This window comes from bacterium (genome assembly GCA_037128595.1).
GTDB lineage: Bacteria > Verrucomicrobiota > Kiritimatiellia > CAIKKV01 > CAITUY01 > JAABPW01.
The window spans coordinates 12212-36505 of sequence record JBAXWB010000010.1 but is presented as its reverse complement, the minus strand read 5'-3'; the positions used below and the strand labels follow the sequence as shown (position 1 = coordinate 36505).

The window sequence follows — 24294 nt, the reverse complement described above, 5'->3', positions numbered from 1 at the left end:
CACTTACGATTCCCTATGATTTGTAGGGGAACATATGGCTTTCAAAAGAATCTGCCAGCCAGAAATCGTCCACAACTTTTCTCAGGAGGGATTGACTTAGCATATTGTTCACTTGTGATTCTCTCTCTATCTGCTTCCGTTCCGACTGCTTGCGATCTACCTGCTTAATCCCTGTCATTTTGTGGTCGTGATCAACATCATCAACGGCTATGGATATTGGGTTCAAATGGCACAAATAGTTCAAGAGTTTCACAATCATCATGGTCACCTCCCTACATAATCCGTTTTTGGAACAATGGGGAGTTATCACAACAATAGATATAGGGGGAACCCTGATTCTCGTATCAGGGTTCCCCCTATCGGTACATGCCATTAACAGGGTGTACATTCCTAATATTACTATGCGGCGATCATGCCCTCTTCTGATAGAGATTGGAGTCGGGGATGACAAGGGCCGGGGTACCACTCCGTCAGTGAACGATTGAGTGTTCTCCGTTTCGACTCCGTAGGAGCCACGGAACGGTTTTCTCCCCATCTACTGGGAAAAATTGAGATGGGAAATACTGTGCCACTCAACTCTGGACGGACTCTGATTACTGCCAAAATTACTGCCGGGTAGCTCAGTTGGTAGAGCAGCGGTTTGTGTAACTTATTGAATGAGAATGGATTAATGATGGTGGCGAGGGTCGGAATCGAACCGACGACACGCGGATTTTCAGTCCGCTGCTCTACCAACTGAGCTACCACGCCATTTTAACCTCAACCTACTTATTGCAAGCAAGTTATGACTTACTGAAAAGTCAATATTCTCTGCCTGAAAAACGTCCCGTGACGCACCCATGACGCCACAGGGGCAATCTTGGTATCAGAAAGAGAGGGGACAGAATACATTACGCCCCTTCAGAATCAACCTTTTTCTCAAGTTAATCCTGACGTATTTATGTCCAGTGGGGTTCATCTACATTCATCTCCCCGGTCATGGGATTGGTTTGGGATGGGTTTGGGATGGGTTCCTGCACACCCTTACAACGTCTTCCCCTCAGGATAGTATTTCCAAAGAACCTGTGAAAACCTGTTGGAGTTGGATGAGCAATAGCGTTTCACATACTCCCACGGCTCAGGCTCTTCCTTTTCAACCAGCTGGGCATTCAAACTCGCTCTTGCCGCCTTGAGGGTTGGCAGATTGATTGCTCGCTCTTCGTTGATCAGGATTTCAACGGTGAAGGTATTCTCAACGGGCGGGGCAACTCTGGCGACGATGATATTCCTGTCACCAAAGATCAGTTCCATATGTTCAGTGCTTGAGCAAACCGTCCCTCTTCGCCATCGGGTTTTCTGTTTTTGGGATTTTACAGGCACCATTCTATTTCCGCCTCTTCAAAACAGCCTTCTTGCCTTTAACAGCCTTGACCACCTCCAGCCGCTTCCTCGCCTCAGCTTTACCACCTATCCCCCTGACAGCCATAACAGCCTTCTTTGTGGCGTCACGCAGCTTCAGCATCCCCGACTTGCTCTCCCATTGAACCACCGCCCCCTTGGAGACCGATGTCAGTCTCGCCAATTCATCCTGAGTCAGCCCCAGTTTCCTGCGGAGAGCCTTCACCCCTTTACCAGAGATCCAAACTCTTCCCTCATCAGGTTGTTCAACTTTGGGTTGGCTGGCTATGAGGGACGCCACCTGCCTCTGAAGTTCCTTGTTGGATTTCTCAAGGATGGACAGGCGGCTCTTGAGGTCGACCACCGTCTTTTTGAGGATGATGGTGGCTGAACGGGTTGGGGAGGAAAGGGCTTTTGCCTCATGTTTGGAGATGCGTGATATTTCAGCTTTCAGGACTTGAGCGATGTTCATAGAGCTCCTTTGGTTGGTTAAAGATTTATTACTAAAATACGCTTATGGGGCGGGAGTTCAAATGGAATGTGTCCGGGGATGGATGAACAGTGCCCGATAATCGGCAAGTTCCTGTTTCGCCCTGTTCAGTATCTTTCTCACTTTCACCCGCCTGTCATTCCGTCACCGCTGCAGGCTTCCACGCCTTCATCCAGGATCGTGCGGCTTCCTTTTCCGACGGCGATAACAATTTCTCAAGCGACTCGAGAAATACAGGGGCATCCCCATCCCCTCCTGCGGCGGACAAGAGGAACCAGCCATAGGCCGCGCGGATATCCTGATCCACACCTCTCCCTCGGGCATAACAAATGCCAAGGTTATATTGTGCCAGGGCATGTCCTTGATCTGCCGCCTTACGGAACCACTTCACCGCCGCCTCATCATCCTGGGCCACCCCGCGGCCAAGCGTATAGGCGTTGCCCAGATTGTATTGCGCCAGAATATCCCCCTGTTCGACAGACCTACGGAACCACTTCACCGCCTCCACCTCGTTGCTGACAACACCCTGACCCACCATATAGGCCACCCCGAGACTGCATTGCGCCACCGCATGACCCTGGTCCGCCGCCTTACGGAACCACATCGTGGCCTCCACATCGTCCTGCGCCACCCCCCGGCCAAACCGGTAGGCATTCCCCAACTTGAATTCCGCCTGCGCGTCACCTTGTCCGGCGGCTTTGCGAAGCCACGTGATGGACTGCGCCATATCGGCTTCAACCCCCGCCCCTTTGTCATACGCAAGACTCAGCCTATATTGGGCCTTCGCATCACCCCGTTCTGCCCCACGCTTCAATGACTGGATCGTTCTGTCAGCGCCCGTCGTTGAATTGGTCCTTGTGAAATTCCACTTCAGCAGCCCCGTGATCAGAATGACCAAGAGCGCAACGCTGGACCAGCGTACTAAAAACCTGGTTTTCTGACTGCGCTTCTTCATTACCGCTCCTGCCCGTGCCGGAAGATTACAGGACGACCGAACCCTCATAGTTATCCGAAACCTCAATTACCTGCCCGCCCACGCGCAGCATTGCAGAAGCAGCCTTTGGCAAATGCACCTTCAGGCCGTAAGTCGATACTCCTGTTTTCTCCCATTCCATATGCACCTGCCCCTGCGGGATGCAATAGGTGGCGGAAAAATGATCAAAGGCGGCCAGATGCGGCGTCAACCCAATCCGCTGATACCCCGGAGCCAGCGGGACCAACCCCATCACCCCCCGATAGACCAGGTACGGCAAAGGCGCACTCCAGGCATGATTAAAGGAATCATGGTGCTCCCCTCCGAACGCTTCCCACGTCGTCGTGGCACCGCGTTCAAGCATCGGCGTCCAATACTGCTTGATGGTCTGCACGCCCAGTCCGGGCTGCTCCAACCGGCTCAAGGCGTCGGCAATGAAGAAGTAGGAGTAGGGCGATCCCTGCGCCACCCAGGGATTCCGTTCAATATCCACGATCTCCTGCATGGCAAAATTGGCTTCAGCGCCCGACAATACCCCAGTGGTCACGGCCAACGCGTTAACAATCTGGGAACAGCCGAAGAACCCGCGCGCTTCGTTGCGGCCATCCGCAAGAAGTCCTTTGTCGGACATCCAAAAGGTCTCGCGGATGGCCCGTGTAAGGGCTGCAATTTCCCCCTGAAGCGGCCGGGCCCTCCCCTGAACCCCATGAAGGAAGTCCACCGCCTGCAGGGCCTGCAGATAAAACAGGTTGATCCCGGCATTGCAATCCTCACGCTCAATCCCCGTGGTCGTGCGCGGATGCCATCCCAATCCGGGATGATCAAGAAAGAGCAGTCCGTGCCGCCCCACTCCCGCCGGGCTCGACCCGAGCATAATCAGGCCTGCGTTATTTTTGAGCCGCCGGAAATCGGCCACGATCTTTTCACAGGTCCCCAGATGCGCTTTCACCGCCTCCGTATCCGCCGTGAAGAGATAATACCGCTTGAGCATTTCGACCGGGACCAGGCTGTAATCATAAAGCGGCTCGCCCATCCCATAGAGACTCCCGTTAACCATGCCGGTGACGGCATACTCATCCGTCATGGCATCACACAGGCGCCGGAGCTGGGAGAAATTGCCCGTCATGTGCCCCACCGACTCGAGCACCCAGAGGGAATCGCCCCAATACGTGCCGCGCTCCCGGGTATTGCAATCGTAAGGCTCCGCCTGGTTGTTGAGCATGATGCTGCGGCGGGAAATGTCATAAATGCTCATGACCGTGCGATCCCGCACCACCAGGGCATCCTGATAATCCAGATTGGCGCGGGATTCATGGGCGACCACATCGAGAATCTCCAGGTCCCCCTCAAAATCCTTAAGCACCACATAGAGATACTGGTATCCGTTGGAGTTGAAGAGCCTGAACCGGTTGAGCCCGGGCGCGAGCTGCAGCCGGGTGTAGTAGCAGGAGCCGTTCCGGGAGATGCTCGGCCGGCCATCACGCAGATGCTCGGCAAAGGCCACATCCACCGTCGCCTGGCCAGCCGACCGGATGGTAATGGTGAAATCGCCGGTGGTCATGCGCATGAAGTCATACAATACGGCTAACCCTTTTTCTCCCTTGCGGCGGTTCAATCGCACGGTGCCGCCCTTGAACATGGCATATTCGTCGGCGGCATAAACGGGCACGCGGTACTCACTATCCAGTCGCATGGCATTATCCCGCAGGGAATAGATCTCCGGTGTCATCGTGAACACATGCAGTACGCGCAACGGCTTCTCCTGGCTCCACCGCAGAATGGGTACGGTACGCGGACGAATCTCAAGGGGCTCCTCGCGCCAGCTCCGGACCGGCTTCAAGTGTTTAGGAAGCGTGGTCTCATCCCCTTCCCGCGCGCCCGCATGGTAGTCCTGCGAGGCAAAGTCCGACAGGACGCGGAACGAGGCTAAATTCAGATCAACCGACTCGATCCCGCCCAGGGCCCAGGTCATTTTCGGGGTCTCCCGCGCCCAGGCCGGAATGGAAAATCCCTTCCAGGCCTCATCGGTTTTCACGACCATCTCGCGTCCATCCCCGTTGGTGACACACAGCGCCGCCAGCACGCCGGGCTGGCTGACGGTATTGTATTTCACGGTTTCCCCGATATACCGGGCCAGTACAAACAGCGTGTTGCGCCCGGGCCGCAGATAGGCGGTCACGTCATAGTCATCGATCATGATCACCGGCTTGCGGAAGGGCGCGGGCCCGGCATTGACGAACTGACCATTGATATAAAGCTTATAATGAGTGTCCGCAAAAATCCCGATGTGGGCCTGACCGGGCTCCCCGTCCACATCAAAGGTCCGGACAAACCCGGCATAGGTGTCCTTTTCAACCGTTTCAAGCCAGATCCAGTTTGCCTGCTTGCAGGCGTCGATGACATTCATCATATGACCCTCCACTCCCTTTTTGGACTGCGGTGGCTCGACACCGCTTTCCCATGGCCCGGCTTGACGGGCCTCCCTAGCCACTGGCGCGTCAAGCCGCGCCTCTCCAAAGCGGCATCAAGCTGCCGCACTCCAAATTTCCGCTGCCAACGTCAGCCGGGCATCATTTCTGTCCTTGGGCGATGGCGGTAATCGAGAAGATGCTACCATATTTCGGGAACGTTACCTCAACCGGTTGCGGACCGCCCTCCACAACGAACTCCGCCAGATGGGCTTTTTTATCTACGGTCCGGGACTGCGCCCCGGCCGCCGTCTTCAGGATCACTTCCGTGGGGGTCCCGCCTATGGGCTCCGCTGACACCCTCACTGTAAACTGGCCCGCAGGGAGGATGAACTTAAACGCATTATCCGCATTCAGCTTACAGGAATCCCGCTCCAGGGGATCATGCACCCAGCGCCGTTCAAGATCTTGCGTCACCGGCAGCACAAACCCGTACCCGCGTGCCTCGTCCCACACATCCCCCTTGCCAACCGGGGTGTACCAGCGCGGCAGGCCATAGCCCTTGAGCATGCCCAGCCGCTGTCCTGCAGGTCCGAAATCAAACAACCTGGTGGTCACCGCCGTTAAGGCCGCACGTTCACCCCGGTGTTTTTCCCTTGTAGCAGCAGCCTCTTTCAATAACTTTTCATAAGCGGGGGTTGACCCGGCCAACGTGATGTAAACCGGCATTTCACTCAGCACCACGCCGGCCGTTTCCTTCACCTCCGTCACACGACCAAAGGCATCACACACGCTGGCCTTGCCCAGATCAATCCCCAGCGGCTCCGTTCCCTCGTAACGCCAGGCGGTAATCAACTGACGGGTCCCCGTCTTCCACAGGAACATCCAGACTTTCGGGTCGGCAGAGGGCAGACGCAGGGCCTTCCCTTCAAACCCCTGAAGCTGGCGGATCATGGTGGCCACGGTAAACCATTGCGGCCGGACAGTCAGATCATTCCGGAGCAGGCCGGCGCCGGCATGCTGCGTCGGGGTGGAGCCCTTCTCGCGGTAAACGAACACCTTCTCCACGCCTGCGGCCAGGGCCAGCATCACGGCGCGCGGCACCTTGGCCGCCTGATAGCGCTCCGTCCGCCCGATCGGCCCGCCCACATCATTCCCGGTTTCCGTCAGCCAGATTTCGGCTTTGGGCTTCACCTGATCCCGCCAGGCCACCAGATCCTCAATCTCTTCCGGATAGGTGTGCCCGCCCGTCACATGACCGGCACGGTTGACATTCGGATCCCAGCCGCAGATCTCAGGCTCCTCGCGGCCGCTATAGAAATGCACATTGATGATGTCCACAAAATCAAGAGGGGTCTTCCCGTCCTGATATTTGTAGGACGCCAGTTGCCCGACCACCTCAAGGCTGATTCCTGCCAGCCCGCCCGAGCTGACCGGCAAGGCCGGATCCGCCCGGCGCGCCCCTTCGGCCCCGGCGCGCATCACCTCAAAATACTGGGGCATGGTTCCCACAAACGGGCCCCAGCCCGGATCATTCAGGTTGGGCTCATTCCACAACTCAACGGCATTGATCAGTTTCGTGCCGGTCTGCTTGTCGGGGGTGAGCAGTTTTGCGGGGTCCACTTTAGCCGAGCCAGCCCAGGCCACCAATTGGAATACCGCATCCCCGTAATCCGCATTGTTGACGGGCGGATAGCCGGCCCGGTTCTTCGTGATTTCCTTCGGCGCCGAGCTCGCCCAGGCCGGCGGCTGAAAGACATATGGCAACACCTTCATCCCCAGGCCCTGATACGTTGAATAGATCTTATTCTGATCCACATTCCAGGGATCCACGGAGCCGTCAAAGGCATACTTATCCTTGGCGGTGCAGAACATCTGCCATTTGGCATTTTCGAAACGCACCCAGCCGAACCCGCACCGGCGCATCTCGGTGGCCAGCGCCACATCTGAGGCGTTGATGCCGAAGCGCCCGGTTTGCGCGGTATCCGCTTCCGTTGCCGGCCGGACCAGATAAGGCGTCCAGCGGACTTCCTTCCGGCCACCCACTTCCGCGTCAAGCCCCAGCAGATAAGCGCCCGGCGGCACAGGCACTGTCCCAGTCAACATCACTTCCGCAAAATCATGCGGCGGGAGGGTGGCGGACCCGTTTCCTTCCGCGATCTGCTCGCCGGTGTGAGGGACCTCCAGGCGGTCATTGGCGGCACCATCATACACCATCACCGACACCGGCAGCCGGATGCAATTGGTCTCCTTACCGTCATTGTGGAAGCGGAACTTCAACCATCGGGCGGGAACCGGCTGGGCGGGCCAGGGCAGGACCTGCTGGTTCCACTTCTTATGAATGTCAAACCTCTGCAAAACCGCCACCGGCGTAAACGTCACCCCGTCAACCGATGTCAGGACATCGGCCTTCCAGATCCAGTTGGCATCGCCCGCCACATAGTGGACAGCCGAGATATTCCGGCTGACGCCCAGATCAATGAGGGCCGTGGCTTCCTTGTATCCGCTCCCCCAGGGCGCCTCCACACAGGAGTTATCGTCACCATCACAGAGTTTGGCGGGCCCCTTTTCCTCACCGTCCACCGTAAACGTATTCACGCAGCCGAGCGCATGATCAAACCCCAGCACCGGATCCGGCGGGGGGGAATCATTGAACGTGGGATTGGCCTGCAAGGTGTAATGGAGGGAGACCGTACGCGCCACTCCGTCCAGATTCTCGGCCATCAGCCGGGCGGACAAGGGGAGTCCGGGTTCAGCCACCAGACTGCCGGCCTCCAGCAGTTTAACCCCCGCCTCGCCGGGCCGGAGTTCAGTCAGCGCGGTCAGGCCATCGACGCCCACCGAGGTGGGCCCCGCCTCTTTGGTGAACCACACCAGATTCACGGCAGACAGCGGCAGATCAACCTTTCCATCCTGGTCTTTCTGTTCATACGACGGCTTAAAGACGTCCTTGGCAGGATTGATTTCAAGCAACTTCCAGCCCGTCCAATCCGCCGGCACCAGACACGACAACCGCTCCCCTTTGGCATCCTTGATCTGGAGCCCGATCTCGCTGACATTACTTTCAGGCTTGAGATAGAGCCAGACAGACAGCCGCTGACAGCCCGGGAGCGTCCCCTCATAGACCACGGCATCCCCCTTGCCTCCCTTGATCCGGGCAATCCCCGACATCTCCACGACCGCATTCCCTACCTTGGGTTCGATACCGGTCGCAAGCGCCGTTCTTGCCTTGTCAATATTCCAGGCCCCGATTCCGCCCGGCACATCCATGGCGTTCAATAACCTACGTTGCAACGGTGCGGAAGATGAATCTTGGGCGCCTTCTCCGGAACCAAGGCAGGGCAGGGCCACCATCAGTAAAGAAGTTCCAGCGAGGATTGCTGTTTTTTTCATTTTTTTCCTTTAGGGTTATTTCAAACAAAATGATTTTAATTGTCCGGGATAAAGAGAGAGAACTACCCGTTCATCCTCCCGTTTGACAGATTCCCCCGTCACGGCATCCACCAGCACGGCCCCATCCGGAAAGGCCAGGGCGAGATTGGTCTTGGCCCCGAATCCGGTGTTTACCACTGCAAAATACGTGCCCTGGGCTCCGGCAGGAATCGCCCTGACCACAACCTCAGGGTCAGCTGAGGCCGTTTTGAGAATGTGGCTTGGCAGGGCTGGCAACGCCAGAAAAGCGGCATTGAAGGCCCGTACATACTCAGGGAACCCGCGTGCCAGCGAATTCCCAATCAAATAACCCAGATACCGGGGATCCCCATTCGCCATTGCCCGCGCCTCTTCCATCATACAATAGGGGCCGGCACGCTCCATATCTGATGCGAAATAGCCCATGATGTCTTTGCCGTCTTTTCCGGACATCATATTCTCGTTAAGCGTATGGTGGCGAACCATGGCCAACCCCTCCCCGCTTCGGAAGGCCTCAAGCGTCGCAGGATTCGCCACAGTATACAACCGGTTGAATGTATAAGTGATGACGGTCCCATCCTTCGCCTTAAAGTTAGCGGGATCAGACCCCGGTACCGAGTGCTGCCATTCCCATTTCCCCCAGGTGGGACGAAGGGAATTGAGAAGCACCTTGCCATACAAATCATCTTTCACGGCCTGGTCAAAGGACAGCGGATTCCGCTTCTGCAGCTTCCCCGCCATGACCTGATTCCAAAGCGGAACATCATCCGTGACCATCACATTTCCGGAAAGACTGTCTCCCGGCTCACTTGCATCGGTGGTCAACATCACAATGGCTTCCTCCCCAACACCGTGGTCACGCAGATGCTTCGCAAGGGCTGCGAGAAACGCATGACGCTTCGCAAACCACCATTTGTAATAGGCATTGAGGGCAGCGGCGTCGGCCGAGAGTGCGGCCCGGGTCACCGTCACCCCGGATTCCGAGGCATAGCGCGCCAGATCCCGGTCCCCGAAACTCATGGGCATCTGGGAGGGCCGGGTCCTGAACCAGGCGCCGACAAAATTCACCTTGTTCGTGTACGGGATAATGGTGCAATCCAGCAGCCGTTTGGCGTCGACCAGGGCTTCCGGATCCAGAATATTGATGTGGGCATTGTTCTCCAGCCAGCCGATCTGCGTATACGCCTTTTCACCCTTCAAGGTCCTGACGCTTTGATTCCCCCTGAGCCCACCGGGGCCTGTGCTTCCGCCATATTCGAAGTAGGGAAGTACATAGAGATCCTTATAGTCCCGTGCCACAGTTTCCAACATCCGGCTCCAGCGGTCAGAAGTGGAAGCCGGCACAAACCACTGATCATCATGGGCGTTCCATCCTTGATTATGACCGAACTCGAGTAGATCCTTTGAAAACGTATTCATCCCGAGGAACTTCATGTTCTTCATCTTCATCTCGAACCAGTCATTGGGATCATCCATGCCACGGGAGAGCGGTTTATCCTGGCCATGAGGAACCGTCACCACGCCATCCGCCATTTCTTCGCGGCAGAAGATAAAACGACGTGGCAGGGGTGCGGGCGGGTACCTGATGGCCACATCATAGGTTTCGGGGTGCTCCACTTCGTACAAACTTATGGTGGCCACAGCGGCACCTGTGGACAATGGGGCATTATCAGCATCAGGCTGAGCGATGTAGACCCAAAAGCCCTTATCAGGGGTCTGGGCGCGCAGCGTGTCACCATGGCGCAATACCCCGAATTCTGGCGTCCTCTGATGAAGATAGAATAATTGATTCCAGCGTCTGATGGTGCTGGACAGGGGATAGCTTAACGACTCCGGATTGTTGTTCACATACTTGCCGATAACGGTATCCGACGCCACCTTACCGGTGGCAACCCCCCTCCCTGTTTCACAGCCCCAGTTCTGGATAAACATCAGGCGGGGCTGGTCTTCAGGAAAGTCCACAGTCAGCACATACGCTCCACCGGCCTTGAGCCCTTTCGCGGCTCCGATATTAAAGGCCATGAACCGGGCCGAGTCACCCATCTTGAGTACCAGGCATGACCGCCCCAGGATTTCCTTCGCCTCACACGCCTTCTCATCCGGATAGTAACGGACCTGGTGTCGCCCCTGATCCGTCGCACAATTGATTTCATCCACCAGCTTGAGTTTCGAATAATCAAACCCCTGCGGTTCCTGCCCCAACGCGAGGCCTGCGAGCAAAATCACACCCCAAAAGTGAGCGGGACAATGACTGCGGTTCAAACGAAAAGCTCGCAAACTGCGGAATGGTTGAAGCCCGATCATAACACCTCCCGAATGGTTTGGCCCATCTTCACATAATATGATAACGACGTAAGGGAAATATTTCATTAATGCATGAAACTTGTCAAACTTTCTCGCTAGATTAAAATTAAAGTCTTTTGAGAAAATGATAAGTAACTCACAGGATTCCCAGCGACTTGCATTTGAGGTAACGTCAGCATCAACCCTACGGAATGAAACCATTTTAAAGAAACTGCTGGAATTGAATATTCATCCTGATCTTCTGGCCACCCTGGCCATGGTGCCCCTTGTGGAGACGGCCTGGGCCGACGGGAAGATCCAGGAGAACGAGCGCACCGCCACCCTGAACGGGGCCTCCAAAATCGGCATGGGGAAGGAGGGCTCCGTGGATTACACCATTGTATTTGCGCCCCTTGACCATGCCGTTTCGCTCGTGTATCTTTATCCCTTCAATCTCTTGAGATATTCTGCAAGAAGTTGATTTAAAACACGTTGGGCGAGTGGTGAAATTGGCAGACACGCAAGACTTAGGATGATAAGAAGTGTTTTGCCGCGACCTGCACGAAAGCGCAACCATCCGTAATTTAACTGGTTATAAAATCACACCACTGCGCGTAAATGCAAAATAATGCGGGCTATCGCTCAAAAAATGTGGCGCAAACTGGCGCAAACTTTTCGTGATGAAATACAGATGGAGATTGGCTTTAAAGCACCTAGAAGCCGCATAGACAGGCCCGTGTATTAGTCAGCTCAAACTTTCTCACGAACAAGCTGTGTCGGCACCGTCTCACGACGCACCTTTCGAGCAGAAACCTTTCGCTCCTTGGCCCCACCCAAATCTACAGGATCGGCCATCAACTCGGCGCGCTGGGCTTCGTCTATCCATCTGCGATTAACAAGGTGATGGCCCAAAGCATCTAAACTTACATCCGTTTTCTTAGCCAAAGCGATAAGGCCCGAATAATCCAAATGAGTCAGATCCACATTCTCTTCGCGTGCGGCCCGGATAATCAGCGCATCGGGCATCAGCAGCGCAGCAGCAAATGCGTTGGCGCGCTTCTCAATCTCAACTGGAGCCCATTCTCCTGAGACAATCTGTAGTTCCACCCCGTGATGCCGATCATACAAAAGATGGCACAATTCATGGGCCAAAGTAAACTTCCTCCCCGTCGGGTACTTATTGCGAACATTGGCGACGTTAACAGCCACAACAGGCCTCTTGGACGCATGCGCAATGGCCACAGCCCCTATCGAAGTGTCAGCTAGTTCAATGTCGGTGATTTGAACACCATTATCCCGAAGATGTTTCTCAATATCAACGGGGTCACCGTCAACACCCACCCTCGAAGTCTCGGCCCATTCCTGCGCCAATGCATAACCCTGCACCCAAGGTTCCGTAGTCGGTTTGACCGGCTCGCTTCGCACATACTCCTTCAGTTTGTCATGCGTACTCTTTACATTGGTTTGGTTCAGCAAAAGTTCCGCTAACGTGAGCGCATCCTTCGCATCAATCGTCGGACGTACGGAAGCGAACATCAATGCCCCGGCACATTCACCACCTACGAATAAAGTCTCCGCGCCAGCAGGTGCAAAGAGTTCCTTAATCAAATTGGTTTTGTGTCGATACTTTGACCGAAGGTCGCAAACCAACTGTTCCCACTGGGTCCGCCATACAGACGGATCACGCCCCAGACCGGCAAGAATCCCTAAACGGGACAATCGCCGTTCTTTCTTCGTTAGGCGATGAATGAGATTATTAAGATCTCTCACCCTATGGGATTTAGGCAGCGCCAAGCGCAAAGCCGAAACAGCATCACTCAAAACCGAGAAAAGGGGGATTGCCACATCATAAGGGGATAAGCCAACAGCCCCGTCACCGTTACAGAACTGAAACCCTTCTGGTGCCCCAGCAGGTGCATCTGCGGTCCAAGAAACCTCAATACACTCCCCAAGCCGACGAAGCCATATATCAGGGAAGAGACCACCCTCGCGATGCATCAGAATACTGTGTCGCCTCGCCCAGTTATCTACACATGATGCGGCCTCAGAATCCCAGCCGCCAGGTTGATCAAATGTTTCCGGTGAATTCAGTTTACGAAGCGCATCCCCGCCGGAACCAGACACGTTTCTGTAAGGAAATCGCTGTTCATGAAATAAGTAGTCCCATTCCGTAGCTACCCATTCCAGCACCGGCAGCAAATACCAAGTTACATATTCCTGTAGAACGCCGTCCACATAATGAGCACACAGATTCCGTCCGTCAGCCCAAATCTGGAACCGCCCCCAAGTCGCTTGTTCCTCATCCGAAACGCATCCAACTTCTGGATCTGGAACAAACTCAAGATGGAAGAAGAACTTAGACCGGTCACCACGGCCGAATTGCCCGAAAAGATTGGTAGAATCGCCGCTCATGACTATGCCCGCTTCCAATTTCTATTGATATCGTGCCGCTTGACAAGCCCCGTCTTTTGAAAATCGTTACGAACAGTCTCAGGAACCTCACTCCAACCCACCGGGTATCCATGCCAAACCCCTGAACCGTTGTCTTGCCCAGCAAACGGGCGTCCACTGTCCACGGCATAACGCTGTCGGCCATGCGCTATACTGTCTTTAAGCATCTGCTTCGCCCGGTCCAAGCCAATGTCATTAGGACACAAAGAACCCCTCCGCCCGGATTGCCAAGGTTCCTTGTGCTTCCGGCTTGACTCGTACCGCAGTCCCTCATTGTTAGTCGTTGTTGTCATACCCAATAGGTTTTCTCATATAAATATGCCACGACCAACCCTGATACGGCTATCATTTTTTTCGAGTTGGCCTGACTGCTGGAAGCCCCCCCCTTTCGGTATACTCTTACGACACCTCTCAAGGCCCAACTTTCTTAGAGCCAAACCGCCTCAAATAGCCTAGTCGCTTCAACTTCTTCACAACTTCTGAACATTCCGCATTATTGTTGTACGGTCCTTGCCCATCTTTTCAGCCATGTCATCGTATGAAATGGCTGGATCCATGGATATTAGGTGCATCAAATGCACCTGAAGCTGATTTTTAGGTGCATTTTCAGGTGCATTCCATGATTTTTCCACGCCAATAAGGCCTTTTTTTAGGTGCATTTGTCGTTTCTTGATGCACCTTTGTCAGAGATGCCGTTGCTGTAAAGGTGCAGGCATCCCGGTCGTCCTTGAATTCAATTGCCGCCCATTCTGACACAGCCCGTGACCCCGGTAGATCTCAACATTGCTTAATCACGGATCCGGCATCTCAGTAACATCGATCCTGTGCTTCTTCATCAAGACATCAAGATCCTGCGCTTTGAATACAATCAGCCGTCGTCCAAGCCGATGGAAGGGCAAGTCGCCATCATGTTTCAGTGAGTCAATCTGACGGAGGCTACACCCGAGATATTTCGCAGCTTCATGCCGTCTGAGATATGTTTTTTGGGATGATGGATTCTGCCCTGAGGAACTCAAAGAAACCTGATTTCTCTCAAGGAGGTCGCGCAGCGGTGGCCACTGTTTGGGAATGCGCCCATTAAGAATCGCCATGACTGCATCGCACTGATCTGAAGTGACACTCACGTCAGCACCCAGGACCGTTTCGATGACCTTTTCTGTCATGGCATTCATGAACTTCGAGCCTCGTTCTTTTCCCGAGAGCCCTCCGCCGAATGCTGCGTGCTTCCTTATTGTTGGTCTTCAATCCATTCCGGCAGAAAGGGCTCAATCGTTAAAGATAGTGTAGCTACCGGGAGCACCATCGAACAGGGAACAGCGTGGGCTGTACAGGGCGGGAACGGGAACGAATGTTGTTTACACTTCTTCCTGCTACGCTATTATTTTCTCCATCATACATTCAGTAGCGAAAATACACAAATCCGAAGGAGAAGTCGTATGTCCAAGAACAACAGAGTTTTCATAAGTTTCGCGATTGAAGATGCCAATCTGCGCACCCTTCTCGTCGGCCAAGGCAAACACGAGGACACGCCATTCTCATTTGTTGATATGTCCGTGAAGGATCCGTGGGATGATTCATGGAAGACACGGTGCCGAACAAAGATAAAGGGGTGCGACGGTGTCATCGGCATTATCACGAAAAATACGCCTAAAGCTACCGGTCAACTATGGGAGCTCAATTGCGCTTACCAGGAAGGCGTGCCTGTTTTTTTGATGTACGGCACCGAAGACCGCCCCGCAACCCTTCCAGAACCCGTGAAAGGCCGCCGTATTTTGACTTGGTCTTGGGCAAACATTGCATCGTTTCTCGATAACCTTTAGCAGAAATCGTCCCGCGAATATTAAGGTGGGGTATTGAAATGCGAAAAGCTCTTGTTGTCGGAATCAACTACTACAAATACAGCACACCCCTCTTCGGGTGTGTTGACGACGCGCACTCAGTGAAGGCCATTATAGAAAGGCATGGTGACGGCTCCGTCAATTTTGATGTTCGACTGTTTACCGGCACGGGACCGACTGATATGGTTCTGCGGTCTGACTTGAAAGACCATATTGAAGAATTATTCAAAGACGACAGTGATATTGCAATGTTCTATTTTGCCGGACATGGGCACATTGAGGCTACAGGGGGATACCTTCTTACCAGCGATTCCCGTAGAGGCGATGAAGGGCTGTCACTCTCAGATATTCTTATTCTCGCCAATAATTCAAAGGCTAAAAGTAAGATCATAGTGCTCGATAGCTGCCACTCTGGAATCGCGGGAACACCACCTTCCGCTGCTCAAACCGCTGTGCTCTCTGAGGGGCTCACTATTCTCACCGCTTCCACTCAGGATCAGTATGCAACAGAAAAGAACGGACGAGGAGTCTTCACGACTCTCTTAGTAGATGCCTTGAGCGGCGTTGCGGCAAATCTTGTAGGTGATGTCAGCCCAGGCGGCGTGTATGCCTACATAGACCAATCTCTTGGTGCATGGGAACAGCGTCCGGTGTTTAAAACAAACGTGAAAAGTTTTGTGTCATTGCGAAAGGTTCAACCGACCATCCAGTTATCTGACCTTCAACGTATTGTCGAATTTTTTCCGAGTCCTGGTTCTCAGTTTTCCCTCGATCCTTCATTTGAGTCTGAGTTAAAAGGTCGAAGCAATGGAATGCCAGCGCCAAACCCCGAGAACACACGAAAATTTGCGATTCTTCAGAAATATAATCGCGTTAACCTCGTTGTTCCGGTAGATGCATCGCATATGTGGCATGCTGCGATGGAGAGCAAATCATGCAAGTTAACGGTTCTTGGTGAGCATTACCGGCGACTTGTTGAGCGGGGCCGAATATAGACCTCATTACGAGAACAATCCGACGCAAACACTATTATTTAGCTTTGTTGGCAAGTTAAGGAAAGCTCATCACGGGATCCCAGTCGGCCACTGAAAGCCTCGTGCCAATTTCATGTTCTGTGGTGTATCCCGAAATCCATGTTTGCGTCGAGACGATGCTGGCTGTGATGCCAACTACCCCTTCAGAACGCGCGCCTTCATTTCCTTGCCGGGCTTGAATTTTACAACCCGACGCGCGGGAATGACAACGCTGTCCCCTGGCTTCTTGGGATTGCGTCCGATGCGGGACTTCCGGGTGATGACCTCGAATACGCCGAAATCGCGAAATTCGATGTCTTCCCCGTCGACGAGACTCTCGGCAATATAGTCGAGCGTCTTCTGGACAACCGCCATGACTTGCTGTTGGGACAATCCGGTTTCCGTGGCAATACGAACGACCAGTTCACGCTTTGTCATAAGTCTCCTGAAAATTGCATCCACACATGTCGACGGTGACAATCAGATACTCAGTGATGGTCCCGCCGTTCCCTGTCGACTCGGGCACGATAGTACATGCCCCCACACCCGGCAATCATGGATGTCACGACAAGCTGACGACAGGCGATTCAATGAGCGTTGTTCGTCCTTTCCTTCAACGCCTCCAGTTCTTCCTGATAACGGAGCATTCGCTTGAAGGTGTCATCATTGCCTGCCAATTCCCCGGAACGAATAACCTGTTCCAACCCAGAGATGGCTTCAGTCAGCCATGCCGCCCTTACAACATTATCCTTGTTCATAATTTGCTTTTGCAAACTGCAACACGTCATTGCACTCAGCACCATCATTTTGGCAAAAATCAAACGATGTCCCGCCGACCACCCACTACGTCAGGAGGGAAGTGGATCTGTGAAAGCAGGCCACGCAGCAGATACAATCAGGGAGATTGTACCGGCCCTCACCGGAGCCAATAGGTCTCCCGCAGACAGAACACTCCTGCACATCCGCAGTCATCGGGGCGGAGGAATCTTGGCTGGCAGCCTGACCGTTTTCTTCCATACCATTCCTGTTAACAAGTAAGCCGAAACAGAAAAGACAGTAGTGTGGCGCCCACTTTTATCTCATGCGTCGTTTCACGCAAATGCTTAAGTCGCCAGCTCACAGGCCAGATCAGCTGCGGAAGCAGCGTCTGCGGCATAGCCGTCGGCTCGGATTTCATTTGCGAATGCCTTTGTCACGGGGGCTCCCCCAATCATAATCTTCACCCTCCCAGCAAGGTCGGAGGCCTTCAACGCATCCACCACTTCCTTCATGTTCGTCATCGTAGTGGTCAACAGGGCGGAGGCTCCGATTAGTGATGCGTTGTTAGCGCGTGCCACCGAAATAAACTTTTCCGCCTCCACGTTGATCCCGGCGTCAACAACCTTAAACCCGGCGCCCTCGAGCATCATGCCGACCAGATTTTTACCGATGTCATGCAGGTCGCCCTGGACCGTCCCGATCACCACCACCCCACGGGGCTCGACTTTCGCGGCCGCAAGCGCAGGCTTAAGGATTTCCATGCCACACTTCATGGCCCGGGCCGCAATCAACACTTCCGGGACATAGACCTCATTCTTCTTGAACTTTTCACCGATGACGCCCATGCCGCCCAACAACCCCTTGTTTAGGATTTCCGCCGCTCCGATGTTTTCATTCAACGCCTGCTGGACCAATACCTTCACGTCATTGGCTTTGCCTTTCATCAACTGCTCTTTAATCTGTACCAATACTTCACTCATCTGGTTCTCCTTCTGTTTTTTACAGTTTAGCCTGTAAACCTCAACTCGCCCCACTCTTCTTGCCGGTGAAAGTTCAGCACTTGATGCGGCGAAGTGGAGGACAATACCGGCTTTTCCCGCCCGCGCGTGTAGTCGTAGCGGCTGAATGAGAACAGCCACCGGTCACCGGTTCGCGGAAGGAAGACCTCGCAGACCATGGCGAATGGGATCTCGACGGCCACTTCCCACCGCTGGGCGGCGGGATTCACCCGGACGCGGCTTTCAATGACTCGGTCGATAAACCACTCCTGAGGAATGCCGGGCTTGGCACGGGGTTCGGCAAACTCGCGGGCAGAGGGAATGCGTAACTGAAACTTCTGGTTCTCGGGCGTCACATGGATCTCGACGTATGACTCCTGACTACAGGGACGCAGGAATATCTCGAAAACGTCGCCTGACATGAATGATGGCTCATTGAACCGCTTCTCGGGATTGAAGATGTCAGCATCCTCAAGTTCGGCATAAACATACAGTGCCTCGCGGGTCCACCCTGTTTTCACGCGCAACGGGCGAAAACCGGGTTCTGGTTCAACCAGCCACGCTTGTTGCGACTCAACCGCCGGTGCGTTGGCAAAGACGGCATCGATCCAATGCCATGAGTCGAAGGCCACCGCGTCCAGCGGTTTCACAGACAGACGAGGAGGTGTACTCACAATGCTTTTTCCTCCAAACAATGGCGATCCCCCACCAAATCCGAACTGATCAACTGTCGTATTTGGGCCGCTTGAATGACATCACGGTCTTTCCATAAAGCGTCCAACAGTTCTGCCGGAGTCGAATTTTCCTCCACGGCAAGCAGCCGGACTGCCGCTGCAGCGCCACGCACATACCGCTCCGGCTGTATCCCTTGCCCGAGCGCCAACCGCATGGTCCCGATGAGTCGGTCATCCCACCCCAGTTTTCGGCGGGTGTCCCGGGTGACCCGCTCCACGGCATCTTTCAGGAACGGATTCGTCATCCTGACCAGTAAATCATTCACATAGGCCTTGAACCCATCCGGCGTAAACAGGGGGTCCAACCCGTGATACTTGCGGCATAGAGCTTTTCCGGATTCCAACAGAAAGGCCTCTCGCGCCAATTGTATCAACGCTGGATGCCGGGCGGCTTCCGACATGAACACCCCTCCGCTCTCACGCAGCAGGTATCCAATCAGAGCATGAGTGGCGTTGTGCCCGTACAACTTGGCTTCCTCGAATGGCAGTAAATCGGCCTTTTCCTCGAACACTTCAATGCCACGCCGGAAACCGGACAATTCGATCCGGGTGATCAGGATCCGGTTGAACTCCTCAACCAGGAAGGCTCGGGCCATGCCAGGAACAACCGGCCTCAGGCCCTGTTCGGCGATCTGACCTGAATCGTTCACCACTCCGCTCATCTTTCCGATCACCGTGTTGAGCACCTGGGTCCGGGCTGAGGCAAATCCACCGTCCAAACGAGAGGCCAAGGCCTCAGCCAGGATTTCGGCGGCATGATTATGGTTCTCCGCCGTGTACACCACCGACGCAGGCAAGTGCTCATCAGAGGCCTTTGCGCACAACCCGGCAGACAGGATATCCAGCACATCGCCGGGCTTGCCTGTCCCATAAAACTCCACGCTTGGCAAAGCGGTAGCAATTTCATCGGCATCTGCAACGGCTTCGATCAAAACCAGCCGATCCTGTTCATCATGGGGATTGAGAATTTCAACGGGTCCGATCTCATGCACTTCGATCCCCGACGGGGTCGCCACATTGAGCGCATAGTAGCCATTATTCCGGCGCACGGCATCTACCATGGACGGAACCACTTCCGCCACAACCAGCCTGTCAAAGTTCCCGGATCGCCAAGCCTCATAGACAAATAGTCCCGCCTGAATTGCGCCGAACCCGAACCCCACAAAAGTATGCGTACGCTTCATCCGATTTCCTTACACTGACACTGGGGTCTTTCTCTCGCCAAACCGTTTCACCAGGCCAAGCGTCTCTTCCAGGGGCAAAACCCCTTCAGAGGCCCCCGGGCTCGATAAACTGGCCGCAGCACAGCAACTCCCTAATTCGGCAGCTTCCAACGCATCCCACCCCTCATGGAGCCCATAGAGCATCCCTGCGCAGAATGCATCCCCCGCCCCGACCGCACCGGCGATATACCCTTCGGGTAACACCAAGGATCCCCGCGAATAGCGCCGACCTTCCCGGTCGCGCATGTAGACCCCTTCGGGCATGTGAACTGCCACCAGCCGCATGTTTCCGAATTGATATAACTTCTCCACCGCTTCCATCAACGCGGCCCCATCAAGATTCCTATGCTCATCCCTCACCTTGAGCCCCACCGCCCGGGCTGTCTCGATCTCGTTCAGGATCAGGTAATCCACATACTTCAGGGACGGGGGAACCAGCCGCGCAAACCGGTCGCTTTCTTCACTCACAACATCCAGACTGGTCAGAATCCCGGCCGCTTGAACCTGTGCGAGTAGCCCTGCGGCCACTGTGCCGTATTCACGATCGGGCTTGTCCATTTCATCCAGAAGCAAGAGATACCCTAAGTGAAAGATCTGGCAATTCAAGCGGGTGACATCCACATGCCGGGGGCTGAACAGGGCGTTCGCCCCGCGATGATGGAAAAACACACGATCCCCCGTGGTTTCATCATTCATCACATCCGTGAAAGATGTCGGAGCCAAATTCGATGTTTGAAGCCCCTGGATATCCACACCCAATCCCGAAAAGACATCCCTAAGGTAGCGGCCGTCAGCGTCATCGCCAACTACCCCCAGTCCCGCCAGCGGAAACAGCGCCCCCATGCGTGCCAAATCGTTCAGGACATTAGCAGGCGCCCCACCGGGACTAAAAGTCTGATCTTTGATATTGGCCAGCATACCGCGCCCAGGCAGGCAATCCACCCGCTTCACGCGGTCAACAATCCAGTTTCCTGCCGCTGTAATCCCTTTCCTTGGTTTCATTATGGATTGCTCCTTCAGTCACTCACCAGTTTCACAATGGCGGGCACATCCTCATCAATTTTACTGAAACGCCCCACCAGTTTGTCCTCGAAATAGTTGTCATGGGCGTCATCGTTCGCGGTGGACACTTCCCCCACGATGGCATACTCGGAATCCGACCAGAAGGCATGCAGAACTCCCCTGGTCAGGGTAACGCGCTCACCGGATGAAAGCATCAAAGGGGTACACGGCGGAATATCACGCCATTCCCCATTCACTTGCAATCGAACCAGGCTCGATGAAGGCAGCTCGATCGCCAGCCTCCCCCACCTGCAGATGATGTCCTCTTTCTTGGCTGCATGGTAGTGGCGCGGCGTAACCTGCATGTGCCGCACATACATCAGTTTCTCGCAATACTCCGGCTGCTCGGCAAGGTTTACGAGGGTTAAGCCAATCTTATTAAAATCGCCTAGCCCGAAGTCGGTGACATCCCACCGGGGATTGGGCGGCAACGTCCACCCATGCCGATCAAAGGCCATACCAGCCTCATTCACTACCGCATTGATTTCTGATCGTTTCATCTGATCCTCACCGTTACTATTTGATACGAATTCGCACTGACTGTAATCTCTTTTCCCACCAGGCGGGGCGCTCCCTTACCCTTAACTGGTGTCTCGCTCAGGTCAATGTACTCGGCACTCTTCACTTTCCGCCAGAGTCGGATCGAGTCTACCTGTATTTTCCCTGTTGGGTTCCAGAGTCGGATGACGAGTCCACCCCCACGCTCTTCGGGTTTCATGGCGGACACTATCAACCGACCAGACAGAACCTCCACAAAACCACGTGTGGCCGCTTCCGTTCCCGCCATGGGGGGATACCCGGACGGCCGGACACCTGTCTGGCGACTCATGATGCCCGCCTGAAGATTAGCCAATTCCCGCAGGGCCTCACCTCTTGGCAAAACACCCGCGAATGGCATGAGAGCGTAGCGATGGACTATCGTCCCACGTTCCAACCCGTCCACCTCCCCTCCCGTGCCAACGGTCTTGCGGAAGGAACGAAGTAATGTGATGTGCATGGTCCGCCGCCGGTCATCCATCACACCGCCCTCATGCAAGCCGCCTGCCGAGAGAAAGGCCAAGCCGCGCCGTCCGGCGGCCACCGACTGCATGCCCAGAAACGGCTTCTCGGCCTGCTCCATCTCCTGCCAAGTCGACGTCTTCGCATCAATGCGTATTGCCCGCTCAACGAAATCGAACGGATGGTGAGCCAAGTAGGTCTTTGCCCTCGTGCAATCCGAAGGCAATAGCACCCTCAGTCTGTGATCCTCTGCCGTATTCTCGATACGGGTCTCCACATCCACCACGCGAGCGCCACGCCGCAAGGAAATCAAACTGGAAACCTTCAACGAGACCTCTTCATTCACCGACCGCTCACCGGCGTGATCATAACGGGCCGGAACTTTCAGGGACACGGTCACTCGAAACGAAACCATTTCGGGGCCATCATGGACCACTGCAACCTGCGCCGCGCTCGCGATTGAGAGTCGCTGGTCGTCATTAAGGGAGTGCCCATGAAACCAGCCATCCCCCACCTCACTTCGATCCTCGAACGTCAGAAGATCCGTAAAACTCTGCCCCGTTCCCTTGTCGGTAAGCGACAGGGTCCCGTTAGACGCGATCGCTATGGCTAGATTCTCGTTTTCAGCGGAAGCTGGCCCCGTTCGCAAAGTCCCCACACTCCGTACCGGCATTAGGGATGGCCTGACACGGAGTGAAACAAAGCCACAGGCCGGCAGCTTTACTCGCACCGCAAGCGTGTAGCGCGTGAAATCGCCGTCGCTGACAAAACAGAATTTAGCAAACCGTGAGCGCTCACTGGCTTTGGGGTCAAAGGCCAGCCGCTGGTAAGCAACGGGCTTGCCTGCGGCATCCTCCAGAATGAACGTCTTAAGCCGCTGGGTGTTGAAGCCATCGGCATAGTCAGTCGGCCAATCCAACGGCAGATCAACATCCACCGTCACGACTTCATCCCTGACATAGGGCAAGGCATTGACAAGGGTGAGCGTGAATTCATCTTTACTCCGGGCCAGATCCCGGCATCGCGCGGTCAGCGCGCCAACGGCTTGCGCACGCAGTTGCTCACCCAGAATGCGAGCCTGGTCGTAGCGGTACATCATGTCACGATGCACCTGATCGATTGAACATCCACAGATCGAGTCATGCGCATGATTCATCAATACATTGCGCCAAGCCACCTGGAGGTGCTTTTCGGGAATATCCGCACCGTTTAGATTGGCCACCGCAACGAGCGGTTCCACCCATTTCTCAAGCAGGTTCTGGCAGACATCGTTGGCCTGTTTCATCCGCACCCGCGCCGAGACGCAGTTTGGAATCAGCCACAGGTAAGGAGCCTTCTTCTGACTCGGTTCGCGCAATTCCCCCTGACGAACGGGGACCGAGCGAGCCGTCCTTCGTGCTTCAGCGAAGAATTTCGGCAAGGTTGAATGATGCGGAGAGACCACGGGACAGGCCTCGCGTATCAACTTAAGGTAACGGTTGACCTCTGAAGCGGGAGCAATATGATCCATGGCATCCATCAGACAGAGCGTACGGCCATTGGCACGACCCATCTCGTGGTTCACATAGTTGGACAGCTCCTTGCGGCAATGTTTTTCCCGCACGGCGGCAACAGCATCAGCATCATCCCCCGCCGCCATCAGATCTGCGGTAAACTCCTTCATTCCGGCAGTTAAGAAGGTATTCACCTCCATCACCGTCCGCGGAACGGCCAACGCGCCATACCCTTGCAAATCCTGCAATTTGAAGGCAAAGCTTTGAGAACCATCCGGCGCCTCCCACTTGAAGAACATGGGGGTGGTGGCTTCGTTGGTGCCGCGTCCGAGAAGTACATCCTGAATATTAAAACCAGCAAAGAGCTGCGGCAACTGTGAGGGATGACCAAACATGTCGCACACGAAGCCTACCGGCATAGGCTCCACGCCCCACTCCCCGGCGATTCGCCTCCCGAGCAACAGGTTCCGGATGAGGGCCTCATCCCCGGTGCAGAAAAGGTCCGGCATGGTGAACCAAGGCCCGATGAGGATGCGACCCTTACGAATGAGGGTCGCGAGCCGCCCCCTGTTTTCGGGACGGATCTCAAGATAGTCATCCAACACACATGTCTGGCCATCAAGGTGAAAGTAACGGAATTCCGAATTCTTCTCCATCAGGTCAAGCAGTCCATCCACAAGAGTGACGAGCAGATACCGGTATTCCTGGAAAGGGCGGTACCACTCGCGATCCCAATGGGTTCCGGAAATGTAGTGAGCATCAACTTTCATTTTTGTATTCAT

At 54.8% G+C, this 24294-nt stretch carries 21 protein-coding genes and 1 tRNA gene; 3 read left to right on the top strand and 19 right to left on the bottom strand.

Annotation, left to right across the window (positions count from 1 at the left end):
• Positions 1–13: 13 nt before the first annotated feature.
• From WCS52_07945 to WCS52_07910, 8 genes are all read right to left on the bottom strand, one after another.
• Positions 14–262 (bottom strand): hypothetical protein, encoded by a 249-nt coding sequence (locus tag WCS52_07945; GenBank protein ID MEI6167111.1) that lies wholly within the window; start codon positions 260–262, stop codon positions 14–16.
• 412 nt (positions 263–674) lie between these two features.
• A tRNA-Phe gene (locus WCS52_07940) sits at positions 675–750 on the bottom strand.
• Between the two features lie 273 nt (positions 751–1023).
• Entirely contained in the window at positions 1024–1290 is a 267-nt protein-coding gene (locus WCS52_07935; protein MEI6167110.1) for a hypothetical protein, read from the bottom strand.
• 73 nt (positions 1291–1363) lie between these two features.
• On the bottom strand, positions 1364–1849 hold the full coding sequence (locus WCS52_07930) for a helix-turn-helix domain-containing protein (GenBank protein ID MEI6167109.1): 486 nt from the start codon (positions 1847–1849) through the stop codon (positions 1364–1366).
• A 154-nt stretch (positions 1850–2003) separates the two neighbouring features.
• Positions 2004–2822 carry a tetratricopeptide repeat protein gene (locus tag WCS52_07925; GenBank protein ID MEI6167108.1) on the bottom strand — a complete coding sequence of 273 codons (819 nt, stop codon included), beginning with the start codon at positions 2820–2822 and terminating at the stop codon, positions 2004–2006.
• Positions 2823–2847: 25 nt separating this feature from the next.
• Entirely contained in the window at positions 2848–5250 is a 2403-nt protein-coding gene (locus tag WCS52_07920) for an alpha-L-rhamnosidase N-terminal domain-containing protein (protein ID MEI6167107.1), read from the bottom strand.
• A 160-nt stretch (positions 5251–5410) separates the two neighbouring features.
• Positions 5411–8641: a hypothetical protein gene (locus WCS52_07915; GenBank protein ID MEI6167106.1), complete on the bottom strand. Its 3231-nt coding sequence runs from the start codon at positions 8639–8641 to the stop codon at positions 5411–5413.
• Positions 8642–8656: 15 nt separating this feature from the next.
• Positions 8657–10963, bottom strand: coding sequence for a hypothetical protein (locus WCS52_07910; GenBank protein MEI6167105.1), 2307 nt, complete (start codon positions 10961–10963; stop codon positions 8657–8659).
• Positions 10964–11087: 124 nt separating this feature from the next.
• Here WCS52_07910 and WCS52_07905 point away from each other — a divergent pair, with 124 nt between their 5' ends.
• Positions 11088–11423 (top strand): hypothetical protein, encoded by a 336-nt coding sequence (locus tag WCS52_07905; GenBank protein ID MEI6167104.1) that lies wholly within the window; start codon positions 11088–11090, stop codon positions 11421–11423.
• 269 nt (positions 11424–11692) lie between these two features.
• On the opposite strand, the gene WCS52_07900 is transcribed toward WCS52_07905, so the two are convergent.
• The 3 genes from WCS52_07900 to WCS52_07890 form a co-directional block, all read right to left on the bottom strand.
• Positions 11693–13354 (bottom strand): ImmA/IrrE family metallo-endopeptidase, encoded by a 1662-nt coding sequence (locus tag WCS52_07900; protein ID MEI6167103.1) that lies wholly within the window; start codon positions 13352–13354, stop codon positions 11693–11695.
• Between the two features lie 509 nt (positions 13355–13863).
• A complete protein-coding gene (locus WCS52_07895) occupies positions 13864–14052 on the bottom strand; it encodes a hypothetical protein (protein ID MEI6167102.1) in 189 nt (62 codons plus the stop codon).
• 132 nt (positions 14053–14184) lie between these two features.
• Entirely contained in the window at positions 14185–14565 is a 381-nt protein-coding gene (locus WCS52_07890) for an excisionase family DNA-binding protein (protein MEI6167101.1), read from the bottom strand.
• A gap of 264 nt (positions 14566–14829) precedes the next feature.
• On the opposite strand from WCS52_07890, the gene WCS52_07885 reads away from it, so the two are divergent.
• Positions 14830–15213, top strand: a complete 384-nt coding sequence (locus WCS52_07885; protein ID MEI6167100.1) for a hypothetical protein — start codon at positions 14830–14832, stop codon at positions 15211–15213.
• A gap of 38 nt (positions 15214–15251) precedes the next feature.
• Entirely contained in the window at positions 15252–16226 is a 975-nt protein-coding gene (locus WCS52_07880; protein ID MEI6167099.1) for a caspase family protein, read from the top strand.
• 174 nt (positions 16227–16400) lie between these two features.
• Here the strand turns inward: WCS52_07880 and WCS52_07875 are convergent, their stop codons facing one another.
• From WCS52_07875 to WCS52_07840, 8 genes are all read right to left on the bottom strand, one after another.
• On the bottom strand, positions 16401–16706 hold the full coding sequence (locus tag WCS52_07875; protein MEI6167098.1) for an HU family DNA-binding protein: 306 nt from the start codon (positions 16704–16706) through the stop codon (positions 16401–16403).
• Positions 16707–16831: 125 nt separating this feature from the next.
• Entirely contained in the window at positions 16832–17002 is a 171-nt protein-coding gene (locus tag WCS52_07870; protein ID MEI6167097.1) for a hypothetical protein, read from the bottom strand.
• 345 nt (positions 17003–17347) lie between these two features.
• Complete coding sequence (locus WCS52_07865) at positions 17348–17983, bottom strand: cobalamin-dependent protein (protein MEI6167096.1); 636 nt, start codon at positions 17981–17983, stop codon at positions 17348–17350.
• 26 nt (positions 17984–18009) lie between these two features.
• Positions 18010–18675 carry a carbohydrate-binding family 9-like protein gene (locus tag WCS52_07860; protein MEI6167095.1) on the bottom strand — a complete coding sequence of 222 codons (666 nt, stop codon included), beginning with the start codon at positions 18673–18675 and terminating at the stop codon, positions 18010–18012.
• On the bottom strand, positions 18672–19919 hold the full coding sequence (locus tag WCS52_07855) for a hypothetical protein (protein MEI6167094.1): 1248 nt from the start codon (positions 19917–19919) through the stop codon (positions 18672–18674). Before WCS52_07855 ends, WCS52_07860 begins: the two co-directional genes overlap by 4 nt.
• A 9-nt stretch (positions 19920–19928) precedes the next feature.
• On the bottom strand, positions 19929–20960 hold the full coding sequence (locus WCS52_07850; protein MEI6167093.1) for a carbohydrate kinase family protein: 1032 nt from the start codon (positions 20958–20960) through the stop codon (positions 19929–19931).
• 14 nt (positions 20961–20974) lie between these two features.
• Positions 20975–21520 carry a D-lyxose/D-mannose family sugar isomerase gene (locus tag WCS52_07845; protein MEI6167092.1) on the bottom strand — a complete coding sequence of 182 codons (546 nt, stop codon included), beginning with the start codon at positions 21518–21520 and terminating at the stop codon, positions 20975–20977.
• Positions 21517–24282, bottom strand: coding sequence for a glycoside hydrolase family 38 C-terminal domain-containing protein (locus WCS52_07840; GenBank protein ID MEI6167091.1), 2766 nt, complete (start codon positions 24280–24282; stop codon positions 21517–21519). Before WCS52_07840 ends, WCS52_07845 begins: the two co-directional genes overlap by 4 nt.
• Positions 24283–24294 lie beyond the last annotated feature (12 nt).

Coding starts and splice junctions, on each gene's coding strand:
- WCS52_07865 (MEI6167096.1), bottom strand. CDS start 17,983: ATGAGTGAAGTATTGGTACAGATTAAAGAGCAGTTGATGAAAGGCAAA.
- WCS52_07870 (MEI6167097.1), bottom strand. CDS start 17,002: ATGAACAAGGATAATGTTGTAAGGGCGGCATGGCTGACTGAAGCCATC.
- WCS52_07935 (MEI6167110.1), bottom strand. CDS start 1,290: ATGGAACTGATCTTTGGTGACAGGAATATCATCGTCGCCAGAGTTGCC.
- WCS52_07905 (MEI6167104.1), top strand. CDS start 11,088: ATGATAAGTAACTCACAGGATTCCCAGCGACTTGCATTTGAGGTAACG.
- WCS52_07925 (MEI6167108.1), bottom strand. CDS start 2,822: ATGAAGAAGCGCAGTCAGAAAACCAGGTTTTTAGTACGCTGGTCCAGC.
- WCS52_07910 (MEI6167105.1), bottom strand. CDS start 10,963: ATGATCGGGCTTCAACCATTCCGCAGTTTGCGAGCTTTTCGTTTGAAC.
- WCS52_07945 (MEI6167111.1), bottom strand. CDS start 262: ATGATGATTGTGAAACTCTTGAACTATTTGTGCCATTTGAACCCAATA.
- WCS52_07845 (MEI6167092.1), bottom strand. CDS start 21,520: ATGAAACGATCAGAAATCAATGCGGTAGTGAATGAGGCTGGTATGGCC.
- WCS52_07920 (MEI6167107.1), bottom strand. CDS start 5,250: ATGATGAATGTCATCGACGCCTGCAAGCAGGCAAACTGGATCTGGCTT.
- WCS52_07885 (MEI6167100.1), top strand. CDS start 14,830: ATGTCCAAGAACAACAGAGTTTTCATAAGTTTCGCGATTGAAGATGCC.
- WCS52_07915 (MEI6167106.1), bottom strand. CDS start 8,641: ATGAAAAAAACAGCAATCCTCGCTGGAACTTCTTTACTGATGGTGGCC.
- WCS52_07890 (MEI6167101.1), bottom strand. CDS start 14,565: ATGAATGCCATGACAGAAAAGGTCATCGAAACGGTCCTGGGTGCTGAC.
- WCS52_07850 (MEI6167093.1), bottom strand. CDS start 20,960: ATGAAACCAAGGAAAGGGATTACAGCGGCAGGAAACTGGATTGTTGAC.
- WCS52_07855 (MEI6167094.1), bottom strand. CDS start 19,919: ATGAAGCGTACGCATACTTTTGTGGGGTTCGGGTTCGGCGCAATTCAG.
- WCS52_07840 (MEI6167091.1), bottom strand. CDS start 24,282: ATGAAAGTTGATGCTCACTACATTTCCGGAACCCATTGGGATCGCGAG.
- WCS52_07880 (MEI6167099.1), top strand. CDS start 15,252: ATGCGAAAAGCTCTTGTTGTCGGAATCAACTACTACAAATACAGCACA.
- WCS52_07930 (MEI6167109.1), bottom strand. CDS start 1,849: ATGAACATCGCTCAAGTCCTGAAAGCTGAAATATCACGCATCTCCAAA.
- WCS52_07900 (MEI6167103.1), bottom strand. CDS start 13,354: ATGAGCGGCGATTCTACCAATCTTTTCGGGCAATTCGGCCGTGGTGAC.
- WCS52_07895 (MEI6167102.1), bottom strand. CDS start 14,052: ATGCACCTAAAAAAAGGCCTTATTGGCGTGGAAAAATCATGGAATGCA.